The following is a 12,476-nucleotide window of genomic DNA, read 5'->3' as shown; positions in this document are numbered from 1 at the left end:
AGGTCCGCGACGTACTCCGAAGTTCGTGCGCCCCGCAGCAGGCGGGAAGCGGGAAGTCAGAGGCGCCGAGTCGTCACGGGGTCGGCGTGGCCGACGGCGTGGGAGTGGCCGACGGGGTCGGCGCCTCGCGCGGGACGTACTCGGTGTAGTACGGGAGCGTGCCGTCGAGGACCGGGACGTCGATGAGAACGCCCTCGGCGTCGCCCGACTGGAACGCCATCGGCAGCGTCGCGCCGGGCTGGGTGTCGATGCCGTCGAGCAGGATCGGCTCGTTGCCGTCGACACCGAGGCTGATGCTGTCGCGGGCCGGAACCTCGAGGGTCGTGGTGACGCCGCCGAACCCGAAGATGAGTGTGTGGTCGTCATCGGTGGGGTTGACGATGGCGGCGAGGAAGTTGCCCGAGGTGCCGGACTCGTCGGCGATGACCATCGCGTTGCGCACGTCGAGCGGGCCCGACGGCGGGATGTTCACGCCGTCGGAGGCGGAGAAGTCGATGGTCGTCGCCTGCGGCGAGATCATGCTGCAGCCGGTGGCTCCCAGGGTCAGGGCGGCGCCCACGGCAATCGAGGCGACGATTCGCAGTTTCACGGATCCTCCAGGCAGGCAGACAGCGACCTCAGCAGTCTAAACGGTGACGGGGGTCGCGCGCCGACACCGCCGGGATGCCGCCGGGCACAAGCGGCGGCAAACCTTACTGTATGCCCCCTGTGTTATCCTGGATGTTGCCGAAGGGATATAACTCCATGCTTTTTGAGGTTGGCGAAACCGTCGTCTACCCCCACCACGGGGCAGCCACGATCATCGAGGTCAAGGACCGGATCATCAAGGGCGAGACGAAGAAATACCTGAAGCTCAACGTCACCCAGGGAGACCTCATCATCGAGGTCCCGGCTGACAACGTCGATCTGGTCGGCGTTCGCGACGTCATCGGCAAGGACGGGCTCGAGCGTGTGTTCGACGTCCTGCGTGCTCCTTTCACCGAAGAGCCGACCAACTGGTCGCGCCGGTACAAGGCCAACCTCGAGAAGCTCGCCTCGGGCGATGTCATCAAGGTGAGCGAGGTCGTCCGCGACCTGTGGCGTCGCGACCAGGATCGTGGTCTGTCCGCAGGTGAGAAGCGCATGCTCGCGAAGGCGCGTCAGATCCTCGTGTCAGAGATCGCGCTCGCGCTCAAGGCCGACGAGGAGCACGCTTCGGGCGTCCTCGACGAGGTCCTCGCTTCCTGAGGCCGAGTCGGCATCCGCTGCCGTGGGCATCATCCCCGTTCCGCGCGTCGCGGTCATCGTGGTCGCCGCCGGCTCCGGAACGCGACTCGCTGCCGGAGCGCCGAAGGCGTTCGTCGGCATCGACGAGCACTCGATCCTGAGGCACGCTCTCGAGGGGGTGGTCGCCACGCCGACTGCCCAGGTCGTGATCGTCGCGCCGCACGGGCGTGAGGGCGACGCGCAGACCGAAGCCGAGGCGGTTTTCGGCGAACGCGCCGACCTCGTCTCAGTCGTCGTCGGTGGTCAGACACGTCAGCAGTCGGTCGCCGCGGGGCTGGACGCGCTGTGGGCCGACGTCGAGGTCGTGCTCGTCCACGACGCTGCTCGTGCCCTGACCCCGCCGGAGGTCTTCGAACGGGTGATCGCCGAGGTCGAGAGGACCGGTGCCGGCGTAGTGCCCGTCCGCCCCGTCGTCGACACGCTCAAACGCGTGACCGGCCGGGTGGTCGATGAAGCCGTCGATCGCGCCCCGCTCGTCGCGGCACAGACGCCGCAGGGCTTTCCGCGTGCGCTCCTCGAAGCGGTGTATGCCGGGGCGACCGAGGAACACACCGACGACACCGCACTGTTCGCCGCCGTCGGTCACTCTGTGCACACCGTGGCCGGTGACGACCTGTCGTTCAAGATCACCACGCCGGCCGACCTCGACCGGGCGCGTCATCTTCTCGGGCCCGCCGCGAACGCGGCATCCGTCCTGCCCCTCGTCGGCATCGGTACCGATGTCCACGCGTTCGGCGGCGACGGAGCGCTGCGTCTGGCGGGATTGGAATGGCCCGGCGAACCGGGGCTGCGTGGGCACTCCGACGGCGACGCCGTCGCTCATGCCATCGTCGACGCGGTGCTGGCCGCCGCAGGTCTCGGAGACATCGGCACGAATTTCGGGGTCGATCGTCCCGAATACGCGGGTGCCTCGGGGGTCGTGTTCCTCCGTCGCGTGCGCGAGCTCGTCGCCGAGGCCGGCTTCGCGATCGGAAACGTCTCGGTGCAGGTGCAGGCCAATCGGCCGCGGTTCGCCTCGCGCCGTGCCGAGGCCGAGGCGCTGCTGACGCAAGCACTCGGGGCGCCGGTCTCCGTCGCCGCGACGACGACTGACGGCCTCGGGTTCACCGGCGCCGGCGAAGGCGTCTCGGCCACCGCGGTCGCGCTCGTGCACCGCATCCGCTGACGTCTCAGCCGGCGGTCTCGCGCATGTCGGGCGCACTTCGCGATGTGAGGCGCGGCTCGAGCTGCGTGTGATGCGTCGAACTGCGCCCGATGCGCGCCGCGCGGCCGCTCAGAGCGCAGCCGGGTCGGTCGAGGGGGCGAGGTCGAGCCTCATGAACACCGACAGCGGGTCGGGGGAGTAGTCGCCGAAAGGCGGGCAGTACGAGAACCCGGCGCTCTCGTACAGGCCCCGTGCGGCGACGAAATCGGGGCCCGCCCCGGTCTCGAGCCAGAGCGATCGGATGCCGGCTTGCCGTGCCTCGCGTTCGAGATGCACGAGCATCGCGCGCCCCAGCCCGCGCCCCAGGAACGCATCGGCGACCCGCATCGACTTGAGCTCGGCACGATCGGAGTCGAAGGTCTTGAACGCGCCGACGGCGGCGATCTCATCGCCGATCCAGGCCGAGTACACCTGGACCGACGGATGCTGCAGCTCTCCGAGGTCGAGTGCGTGCACGCTCTCGACGGGCGTGTTGGCGAGCATCCCGGCCAGGTGCGCGGCGATGAGACCCCGTGTCGCCTCGCCGGTCAGGTCGTCGCGCACGATCGTGAGGGAATGCGTCATGTCAGGCCTCCAGAGGCGTAGGGGCGGGGTTTCGGCGAGACCGCGAGGTGACGGCGAGCAGCACCAGCCCGGCGGCCAGTACCGCAAGCCCCACCAGCGCTAACGGGGCGAGGCGTTCGCCGAGCATGAGCACGCCCAGCAGGCTCGCGGTCAGCGGCTCGGCGAGGGTGAGGGTGGCGGCGGTCGCCGCACTCAAGCCGCCCAGTCCCCACGTGAACAGGGCGTACGCGAGCGCGACCGTCGCGATGCCGAGCCAGAGGGCCATCGTCCAGCCCCGCGGGTCGGTCAGCCAGCCCATGTCGGTGAAGGGAACCATCGCGGCGCCGCAGACCGCCGCTCCGGCGCCCATCGCGCCCGAGACGGTGAACGCGTCCCAGCCTCCGGAGATCAACCGCCGTTGGGCGTTCGCGATCACGGCGAACGACGCGCCCGCCCCGACCGACCCCATCACGCCGAGGCCGTCGGCTCCTGCCGAGCCGCCTCCCGCGATGGCGAGCAGCGCCACTCCTGCGGTGGCCAGCGCCGTCGCGGTCATCCACGACGTGGTCGGCCGTCGCCGCGTGAGCGCCCATTCCAGCACGCCGGCGAGCACGGGTGCGGAGCCGAGAGCGATCACCGTTCCCACGGCGACACCGTTGCGGGCCGTGCCGAGGAAGAACAGCGGTTGATACAGCGCGAGGCACAGCCCGGTCACGATCATCAGCGCGACGGCCCGCGGACCGCCGGCCGGGCGGATGCCGTCACGCGCGAGGCGCGTGCGCTGTCGGCGCGCTCCGATCGCGAGGCCGACGACCGCGAGGGCCGTTCCTCCGACGATGAGACGAGCGGCTCCGACGCCCAGCGGCGTCGTGTCCCCGGGCCCGAGTGCCTGCGCGGTGCCGGTGGTGCCGAACAGCACCGCCGCGACGAGGACGGCGATCACAGACAGCACCCTCCAGTTCTACCGTGTCGGCGAGCGTGCGCATGCCACGGCGGCGCGGCGCCCCGCCGGTAGGCTGGTGCAGTGACCGTTCGCCTCTACGACACCCGCGCGCAGGCGCTGCGTGATTTCGCGCCCCGCGACCCGTCGAACGTCACGGTCTACGTCTGCGGTCCGACGGTGCAGTCGGGCCCGCACATCGGTCATGTGCGGGCAGCCGTCGGGTTCGACATCCTGCGCCGTTGGCTCGAGCACCGTCACGGGCGTGTGACGTTCGTGCGCAACGTGACCGACATCGACGACAAGATCCTCGCGAACGCGACGGACACGGAGCCCTGGTGGGCGCTGGCGTATCGGATCGAGCTCGAGTTCACGCGTGCTTACGCGGCTGTCGGGGTGCTGCCCCCCACGTACGAGCCGCGCGCGACGGCGTCCGTTCCGCAGATGATCGAGCTCATCGAGACTTTGATCGAACGCGGTCACGCCTACGCGGCGCCCGACGGTTCGGGCGACGTGTACTTCGACGTGCGCTCGTGGCCCGAGTACGGGGCGCTGACGCGCCAGTCGCTCGATGCGATGGAGGCCGCGACCGACGCCGATCCGCGGGGCAAGCGGGATCCTCGCGACTTCGCCCTGTGGAAGGCCGCGAAGCCCGAAGAGCCGTCGGATGCCGGCTGGAGCTCGCCCTGGGGGACGGGCCGTCCCGGATGGCACATCGAGTGCTCGGCGATGAGCCGGCGCTACCTCGGCGGCGAGTTCGACATCCACGGCGGCGGCCTCGACCTGCGCTTCCCGCACCACGAGAACGAGCTGGCGCAGTCGACCGCAGCGGGCGACGCCTTCGCCCGGTACTGGGTGCACAACGGCCTCGTGACCGTCGGCGATCAGAAGATGTCGAAGTCGCTCGGCAACTTCCTGCTCGCCGACGACGTGCTGTGTGAGCGTGACCCTCAGGTGGTGCGGTACGCCCTCGGGGCCGCTCACTACCGATCCAGCCTCGATCTGACGCCCGCGAGCTTCGACGAGGCCGAGGCTGCCCTCGGGCGCATCCAGTCGTTCCTGCAACGCGCCGACCGCGTCGTGCCCGATGCGTCGGTCGCTCCCGGCGAGCTGCCCGCCGCCTTCGCGGCGGCGATGGACGACGATCTCGCCGTGCCGCAGGCCCTGGCCGTGCTCCATGAGACCGTGCGCGCGGGAAACTCCGCTCTCGATGAGGGCGACCGCGAGGCGGCCATGGCCGCCGTCGCCGCCGTCTCGGGGATGCTGCGCGTCCTGGGGCTGGACGCCGCCGACCGAACGCACGGCGACGACGCCGGAACCATCGCCCTCGATGCGCTCGTGCGCACGATGATCGACCAGCGCGCCGAGGCGCGCGCCACCAAGGACTGGGCGACAGCCGACCGTATCCGCGACGCGATCGCGGCGGCCGGCCTCGTCCTCGAAGACGGTCCCGAGGGGACCCATTGGAGTGTGAACCGTGGCTAAGCCAGGAAACCCGTCCGCCGGACGCGGCAAGAAGAAGGGGCCCACGAAGGGCACCGGTGGGAAGAACCGCCGCTCGCTCGAGGGGCGCGGCCCGACTCCGAAGGCGGAGGATCGCGCCTGGCACCCCGCCGGCAAGCGGAAGGCCGCCCAGGAGCGCTACGTCGCCGCAGGCGGCAAGCCGCAGCAGCGCCAGGGCAGCTCGAACCGGTCGCCGAAGTCGAAGTCGGGTGACGACACCGAGACCGTCACGGGCCGCAACAGCGTGCTCGAGGCGCTCCGCGCCAAGATCCCCGCGACGGCCTTCTACATCGCGCAGCGCGTCGAGATGGACGATCGCGTCAAGGAGATGCTGTCGATCGCCACGAACCGCGGCATCCCGGTGCTCGAGGTCACCCGTCAGGAGCTCGACCGCATGGCCGGCTTCGACGGCGTGCACCAGGGCGTCGCGATCAAGGTGCCCCCGTACGAGTACGGCCACCCGCAGGATCTGCTCGAGGAGGTCATCGACTCGGGTGAGACCCCGCTGTTCGTCGCCCTCGACGGCGTCACCGACCCGCGCAACCTCGGCGCGATCATGCGTTCGGCGGCAGCCTTCGGCAGCCAGGGCGTCATCGTCCCGCAGCGCCGCTCGGCCGGCGTCAACTCCGCGGCGTGGAAGACGAGCGCCGGCGCGGCCGCGCGTATCCCGGTCGTGATCGCGCCGAACCTGACGACAACGCTCAAGGAGTTCAAGAAGCAGGGCGTCTTCGTGCTCGGCCTCGACGGCGGGGGCGACGTCGAGCTGCCCTCGCTGCAACTCGCCGACCGCCCGGTGGTCATCGTCGTGGGTTCGGAGGGCAAGGGGCTCTCGCGCCTGGTGACCGAGACGTGCGACCAGGTCGTCTCGATCCCGATCTCGTCGGCGACAGAGTCGCTGAACGCCGGGATCGCGGCATCCGTCGCGCTCTACCAGGTCGCCACGATCCGCGCGGCCCAGGAGTGATCGGCAGGTCGCGCCGGGCTGTGACCGGGCGATGACCTTCCTGTAAATTCCGCTCAGTTCATGGCCGGTGGCCCGACGCGATCGCGGTCGACCGGGTAGTTTCGAACCGTGAGCGAGAACGACAAGACCTCCGATTCCCGCACGGCCGTTGCGACGCACCCGCTGGCGCTCGCGCCGGTGGCCTCGCCTCCGGCGACGGTCGACGGCTTCGTGCGCGAGTTCCTGCTGAATCTCAACATGGAACGCGGCGTCGCGCTCTCGTCGGCCACCGAGACCGACAAGTACATGGCGCTGGCCGCGACCGTGCGCGACTACCTCGTGGCGCGGTGGCTCGAGGACCAGCGTCGTCAGCGCGAAGACCAGCGCAAGGCCGTGTGCTACCTGTCGGCGGAGTATCTCCTCGGACGCCAGCTCGACAACAACCTGCTTGCCGCCGGGCTCACCGAGATCGCCACCGAAGCGCTCGCCGCGTGCGGGATCGACATCGACACGATGCGCGGGCACGAGGTCGAGCCGGGGCTGGGCAATGGTGGCCTGGGGCGGCTCGCCGCGTGCTTCGTCGACTCGCTCGCGACCCTCAGCGTTCCGAGCATCGGCTACGGCATCCGGTACGAGTACGGCATCTTCCGCCAGGTCTTCCGCAACGGCGAGCAGATCGAGAAGCCGGACGCCTGGCTCGCGCTCGGGTCGCCCTGGGAATTCCGCCACCCGGAGGCGGCGCAGACCGTGTCGTTCGGCGGTCACACCGAGACCTACGACGACGAGGGCGTCATCCGCAGCCGCTGGGTGCCGGCCTGGAGCGTCCGCGCCGTGCCCTACAACTACATGGTGCCCGGCTACCAGAACGGGCGGGTGAACACCCTCCGCCTGTGGAGCGCGGAGGCGACGAAGGCATTCGATCTCCGCACCTTCAACAGCGGCGACTACGTCGAGGCGGTGCGCGCGCAGACCTTCGCCGAGAACATCTCGAAGGTCCTCTACCCCGAAGACTCCACGCCGCAGGGCAAGGAGCTGCGGCTCCAGCAGCAGTACTTCTTCGTCGCGGCATCCATCGCCGACTACATGACGAAGGTGCTGCCCGACGACTTCGTGATCGAGGATCTGCCCGACCGCGTGATCTTCCAGCTCAACGACACGCACCCCGTCATCGCGGTCCCCGAGATGATGCGCGTTCTCGTCGACGAGCGGAAGCTCGACTGGGATGCCGCGTGGGCGATCACCCAGAAGTGCTTCGCCTACACCTGCCACACGCTGCTGCCGGAGGCGCTCGAGGTCTGGTCGGTCGATCTGCTGGGACGGCTGCTGCCGCGGCATCTCGAGATCATCTACCGCATCAACGACGAGTTCCTGCTGCGCGTGCGCGAGCGGTTCGGCGACGACGAGCAGCGCCTGCGCGACATGTCGATCGTGTCCGAGCACCGCGCGGTGCGCATGGCCTACCTCGCCACGGTCGCCGGTGCGAAGGTCAACGGCGTCGCCGAGCTGCACTCGCAGCTGCTGCGCGAGAAGGTGCTGCATCAGTTCGACGAGATGATGCCCGAGAAGTTCACGAACGTGACGAACGGGGTGACCCCGCGCCGCTTCATGCGTCTGGCGAACCCCGAGCTGTCGGATCTCATCACCGCCGCGCTCGGCACGGGCTGGCTCACCGACCTCGAGCGGCTCCGCGAGCTCGAGTCGTACGCCGAAGACCCGGACTTCCGTGCGGCGTTCGCCGACGTCAAGGCGTCGAACAAACGCCGCCTGAACGACGTGCTGATGAAGCGCGACGGATTCCAGATCGCCGACGATCACCTGCTCGACGTCATGGTCAAGCGGCTGCACGAGTACAAGCGCCAGACCCTCAAGCTGCTCCACATCGTCACGCTCTATGAGCGGGTCGTGTCGGGCCGGGTCGCGGCATCCGATCTGCAGCCGCGCACATTCATCTTCGGGGCCAAGGCGGCCCCGGGGTACGCGATGGCCAAGCGCGTCATCCACCTCATCAACGCCGTGGGCTCGGTCGTCAACAACGACCCGCGTCTCGAGGGGCGGCTCAAGGTCGTCTTCCCGCCGAACTACAACGTCACCCTCGCCGAACGGGTGATTCCCGCGGCCGACCTGTCGGAGCAGATCTCGCTCGCCGGCAAGGAGGCCTCGGGCACGGGAAACATGAAGTTCGCCCTGAACGGGGCGCTCACCATCGGCACCGACGACGGCGCGAATGTCGAGATCCGCGAGCTCGTCGGCGACGACAACTTCTTCCTGTTCGGCATGAGCGAGCCCGAGGTCGAAGAGCTCTGGGCCGCGGGGTACCGTCCGGGGGAGTTCGCCCAGGCCGACGAGGAGCTGCGTCGCGCGCTCGACCTCATCGGCTCCGGGGCATTCTCGGACGGCGACCGCTCGACCTTCGAGCCCGTCGTGTCGAACCTGCTCTACGACGACCGCTTCATGGTGCTCGCGGACTACACGTCGTACATCGCCGCTCAGGAGCGGGTGGATGCCGCCTACGCCGACCGCGACGCCTGGACCCGATCGGCCATCCTGAACGTCGCCCGAACGGGCTTCTTCTCGTCGGACCGCTCGATCCGCGACTACATCGACCGCATCTGGCACACCCAGCCCGCTCGCTGATCGGCCGCATGCGCGGGCCCGAGCCCGCGCTCGACACCCAATGGAGGAAACAGTCATGGCACGCATCGCCGTCATCGGAGGCACCGGATACGCCGGCAGCCACATCGTCGAGGAGGCCGTCTCGCGCGGCCACACCGTCGTCTCCGTCGCCCGCAAGGTTCCCGCCGAGCGCGTCGAGGGTGCGACCTACCTGGAGGGGACGCTGCTCGACGTGCCCGCCCTCGTTTCGCAGCTGGAAGGGGTCGACGTCGTGGTCTCGGCCGTGGCACCACGCGGTGACATGCAGGGTCAGGTGCGCCCCAACACGGCGCTACTGGCCGAGAGCCTGCCCGAGAACGTGCGTCTCGGCGTCGTCGGCGGCGCGGGCGGCAGCCTGGTCGCGCCGGGCGGCCCGCGTCTGGTCGACAGCGGCTTCCCCGAAGAGTTCAAGGACGAGGCGCTCGAAGCCATCGGCATCCTCGACGACCTGCAGGCCGACGACAGTGGCCGCGATTGGTTCTTCATCCACCCCGCGGGTGGTTTCGGCTCGTTCAACCCGGGTGAGCGCACCGGACACTACCGTGACGGCGGCGACGTCCTCGTGACCGACGAGAACGGCGATTCGTTCATCTCGGGCGCCGACTTCGCCATCGCCGTCGTCGATGAGATCGAGAACCCGAAGCACGTCCGCGAGCGCTTCACCGTCGGTTACTGACCTACGTCAGACCAGGTCGCGCCAGTCGACCTCGGTGTCGTCGTCGTCGTCGACCGGGACCGCGTCGGTGATGGTCGGTACCGACATCGTCTCGGTCATCGGGCCCATCACCGTCGCTTCGTCGCGTCGGTGACGAAGCACGTTCTCGACGTAGGACGACAGCACTTCGGCGAGCGGCACCGAGCGGCCCTCGGTCTGCGACAGGTACCAGCGGTGCTCGAGCACCTGGTGGAACAGCTCCGCAGGCTCGAGCTTGGCCCTCAGATCCCACGGCACCGAGAGCACGACGGGCTCGAACACGCGGGTCAGCCATTCGTGCGCGACCATCTCCTCGTTCGATCCGAGTCGTGACACGCGTGCACTGAATTCGTCGAGGTCGTTGAGCAGACGCCGGGCCTGGTTCTCTTCGACATCCAGTCCCGTCAGCCGGAGCAGACGCCGCTGGTGGTGGCCGGCATCGACGACCTTCGGCTGGATCGACACGCGCGTGCCGTCGGCTGCGGCGTCGATCGACATCTCGCCGATGTCGAAGCCGAGCGAGTTGAGCTTCTGAACGCGCTCGGTGATGCGCCACGACTCGTTCGCCGAGAACGTCTCCTGGTCTGTGAGAGCCGCCCACAGCGAGTGGTACGACGACATGATGCCGTCGGCCACGGCGATCGCGTCGACGCCGCCTTCGAGGCGCCCGCCGGCCTCGAGGTCCATGATCTCGCCGGCGATGTTCGTACGGGCGATGTCGAGGTCGTGCATGCGCTGACCGCGCGTGAGGCCGCGTTCGTGCAGCTCACCGGTCTCGGCGTCGACGAGGTAGGCGGCGAACGCGCCGGCGTCGCGGCGGAAGAGCGTGTTCGACAGCGAGACGTCACCCCAGAAGAAGCCGACGTTGTGCAGACGCACGAGGAGGACGGCAAGGGCGTCCACGAGACGCGTCGCGGTGTCGGGGCGGAGCACCTGGGTGAACAGGGCCCGGTAGGGGAGCGAGAACTTCAGGTGCGCCGTCACGAGGGCCGCAGGCAACTCCTCGCCGTTCTTGTCACGGCGGCCGTCGATGACCGCAACGCGCTCGACGCAGGGCACGTCGAGGCGCTGCAGCGAACCCAGCATCTCGTACTCGCGCCGAGCCATCGCCGCCGTCGTCTCCTTGATCGCCACGACCCGTCCGGAGAGATTGGCGAAACGCACGAGGTGGCGCGAGATGCCCTTGGGCAGGTAGACGATGTCGGGCGTCGACCAGTCGGCGAGGGTCGTCGACCAGGGGAGGGCGAGCAGACCCGGGTCGACACTGCTGGCGGTGATCGAGAGCGAAGCGGTCACGGGGTCTCCGATCGGATGTGAGGCGCAAAGACTGCGGCGCGGGCGACCAGAGGCCACCCGCGCCGCAGCGTACGAAGATACCGGATCAGGCCGAAGCGATGGCCTTGTCGGTCAGGCGCTCGCCGGTCTCGCCGTCGAACACGTGGATGTGTCCGGTGACGGGAGCCAGCACGACCCGGTCGCCCGCGTTCGGGTGACGACGGCCGTCGACGCGCGCGACGATGTCGGTGCGCTTGCCGTTGATGTCCGTGTGGCCGTAGAGGTAACCGTCAGCACCGAGCTCCTCGACCAGGTCGACGTCGACGGTCAGACCCTGGCCGTCCTCGGGGTTGACGATGATGTCCTCGGGACGGATGCCGATCGTGACGGCCGAGCCGTGGGCCTTGCCGAGGGTGTCGGCCTCGACCGCGGCGACCTTGGTGCCGAACTGCACGCCGCCCTCGGCGAGCGACGCCGAGAACAGGTTCATGGCGGGCGAGCCGATGAAGCCGGCGACGAAGACGTTGTTCGGCTTCTCGTACAGGTCACGCGGGGTGCCGACCTGCTGCAGGACGCCGTCCTTCAGCACCGCGATGCGGTCGCCCATCGTGAGGGCCTCGGTCTGGTCGTGGGTGACGTACACCGTGGTGACGCCGAGGCTGCGCTGCAGCGAGGCGATCTGGGTGCGGGTCTGGACGCGGAGCTTGGCGTCGAGGTTCGACAGCGGCTCGTCCATGAGGAAGACCTGGGGCTTGCGGACGATGGCGCGGCCCATCGCGACACGCTGACGCTGACCACCCGAGAGGGCCTTCGGCTTGCGGGTCAGGTACTCCTCGAGGTCGAGGAGCTTGGCTGCCTCGAGAACGCGCTGGGCGCGCTCTTCCTTGCCGACACCGGCGATCTTGAGCGCGAAGCCCATGTTCTCGGCCACCGTCATGTGCGGGTACAGCGCGTAGTTCTGGAAGACCATCGCGATGTCGCGGTCCTTCGGGGGCACGTCGGTGACGTCGCGCTCACCGATGCGGATGCTGCCCGAGTTGACCTCTTCGAGGCCGGCGAGCATGCGCAGCGAGGTGGACTTTCCACAACCCGAGGGGCCGACCAGGACGAGGAACTCGCCGTCGCCCACTTCGAGGTTGAGCTTGTCGACCGCGGGGCGCGTGCCACCGGGGTACAGACGGGTTGCGTTGTCGAAAGTGACAGTCGCCATCGTTTCTTCTCCTTCACCGGCAGGTACGTGCCGGACGATCCGTTGTGAATGGAACGGGGTCGCCCCCGTACGCCCCTCATCGGGCGCGCTCTCAGTATGGCACGGGCGCGAGCGCGCGGGAGACAACGCGATCGGGCCGGTGCTCTGGGCTTTCCCAGGCTGGCTGATTACCATCGAATCACTCGTGAAGCCCGTCGCGAGCGCCGCCAACTCGGCCCTGATCCTTTCTCTGTTCCCCGAGGTTCC

At 69.1% G+C, this 12,476-nt stretch carries 11 protein-coding genes; 6 read left to right on the top strand and 5 right to left on the bottom strand.

Annotated elements, in window-relative coordinates; genetic code table 11:
- Nucleotides 1-73: 73 nt before the first annotated feature.
- A complete protein-coding gene (locus ACU6RU_RS09430; RefSeq protein WP_120264956.1) occupies nucleotides 74-589 on the bottom strand; it encodes a DNA modification methylase in 516 nt (171 codons plus the stop codon).
- 155 nt (nucleotides 590-744) lie between these two features.
- Between ACU6RU_RS09430 and ACU6RU_RS09425 the strand changes: the two genes are divergently transcribed.
- Nucleotides 745-1,227 carry a CarD family transcriptional regulator gene (locus ACU6RU_RS09425; protein ID WP_076690104.1) on the top strand — a complete coding sequence of 161 codons (483 nt, stop codon included), beginning with the start codon at nucleotides 745-747 and terminating at the stop codon, nucleotides 1,225-1,227.
- A gap of 22 nt (nucleotides 1,228-1,249) precedes the next feature.
- Nucleotides 1,250-2,431 (top strand): 2-C-methyl-D-erythritol 4-phosphate cytidylyltransferase, encoded by a 1,182-nt coding sequence (ispD, locus tag ACU6RU_RS09420; protein ID WP_446726394.1) that lies wholly within the window; start codon nucleotides 1,250-1,252, stop codon nucleotides 2,429-2,431.
- 108 nt (nucleotides 2,432-2,539) lie between these two features.
- On the opposite strand, the gene ACU6RU_RS09415 is transcribed toward ispD, so the two are convergent.
- Together ACU6RU_RS09415 and ACU6RU_RS09410 are read right to left on the bottom strand one after the other, a co-directional pair.
- Entirely contained in the window at nucleotides 2,540-3,034 is a 495-nt protein-coding gene (locus ACU6RU_RS09415) for a GNAT family N-acetyltransferase (RefSeq protein WP_446726393.1), read from the bottom strand.
- Nucleotide 3,035: 1 nt separating this feature from the next.
- Complete coding sequence (locus ACU6RU_RS09410; protein ID WP_446726392.1) at nucleotides 3,036-3,965, bottom strand: DMT family transporter; 930 nt, start codon at nucleotides 3,963-3,965, stop codon at nucleotides 3,036-3,038.
- 72 nt (nucleotides 3,966-4,037) lie between these two features.
- Between ACU6RU_RS09410 and cysS the strand changes: the two genes are divergently transcribed.
- The 4 genes from cysS to ACU6RU_RS09390 all read left to right on the top strand — a co-directional run bounded on the left by cysS (nucleotide 4,038) and on the right by ACU6RU_RS09390 (nucleotide 9,727).
- Entirely contained in the window at nucleotides 4,038-5,438 is a 1,401-nt protein-coding gene (gene cysS, locus ACU6RU_RS09405) for a cysteine--tRNA ligase (protein ID WP_446726391.1), read from the top strand.
- A complete protein-coding gene (gene rlmB, locus ACU6RU_RS09400) occupies nucleotides 5,431-6,420 on the top strand; it encodes a 23S rRNA (guanosine(2251)-2'-O)-methyltransferase RlmB (RefSeq protein WP_120264961.1) in 990 nt (329 codons plus the stop codon). Before cysS ends, rlmB begins: the two co-directional genes overlap by 8 nt.
- A 162-nt stretch (nucleotides 6,421-6,582) precedes the next feature.
- Nucleotides 6,583-9,033, top strand: coding sequence for a glycogen/starch/alpha-glucan phosphorylase (locus tag ACU6RU_RS09395; RefSeq protein WP_446726634.1), 2,451 nt, complete (start codon nucleotides 6,583-6,585; stop codon nucleotides 9,031-9,033).
- Nucleotides 9,034-9,088: 55 nt separating this feature from the next.
- A complete protein-coding gene (locus ACU6RU_RS09390; protein ID WP_289329827.1) occupies nucleotides 9,089-9,727 on the top strand; it encodes an NAD(P)-dependent oxidoreductase in 639 nt (212 codons plus the stop codon).
- Nucleotides 9,728-9,733: 6 nt separating this feature from the next.
- Here ACU6RU_RS09390 and ACU6RU_RS09385 read toward each other — a convergent pair whose 3' ends face one another.
- Both ACU6RU_RS09385 and ACU6RU_RS09380 read right to left on the bottom strand, forming a co-directional pair.
- The gene (locus tag ACU6RU_RS09385) at nucleotides 9,734-11,041 is read right to left on the bottom strand and encodes a DUF4032 domain-containing protein (RefSeq protein ID WP_446726390.1); all 1,308 of its coding nucleotides are present in this window, start codon (nucleotides 11,039-11,041) and stop codon (nucleotides 9,734-9,736) included.
- An 85-nt stretch (nucleotides 11,042-11,126) separates the two neighbouring features.
- Nucleotides 11,127-12,230, bottom strand: coding sequence for an ABC transporter ATP-binding protein (locus ACU6RU_RS09380; protein ID WP_446726389.1), 1,104 nt, complete (start codon nucleotides 12,228-12,230; stop codon nucleotides 11,127-11,129).
- Nucleotides 12,231-12,476: the final 246 nt, after the last annotated feature.

The organism is Microbacterium sp. F1-18 (assembly GCF_052921305.1).
This window is presented reverse-complemented; position numbering and strand designations above follow the sequence as displayed.

Coding starts and splice junctions, on each gene's coding strand:
- ACU6RU_RS09425 (WP_076690104.1), top strand. CDS start 745: ATGCTTTTTGAGGTTGGCGAAACCGTCGTCTACCCCCACCACGGGGCA.
- ACU6RU_RS09415 (WP_446726393.1), bottom strand. CDS start 3,034: ATGACGCATTCCCTCACGATCGTGCGCGACGACCTGACCGGCGAGGCG.
- ACU6RU_RS09390 (WP_289329827.1), top strand. CDS start 9,089: ATGGCACGCATCGCCGTCATCGGAGGCACCGGATACGCCGGCAGCCAC.
- ACU6RU_RS09380 (WP_446726389.1), bottom strand. CDS start 12,230: ATGGCGACTGTCACTTTCGACAACGCAACCCGTCTGTACCCCGGTGGC.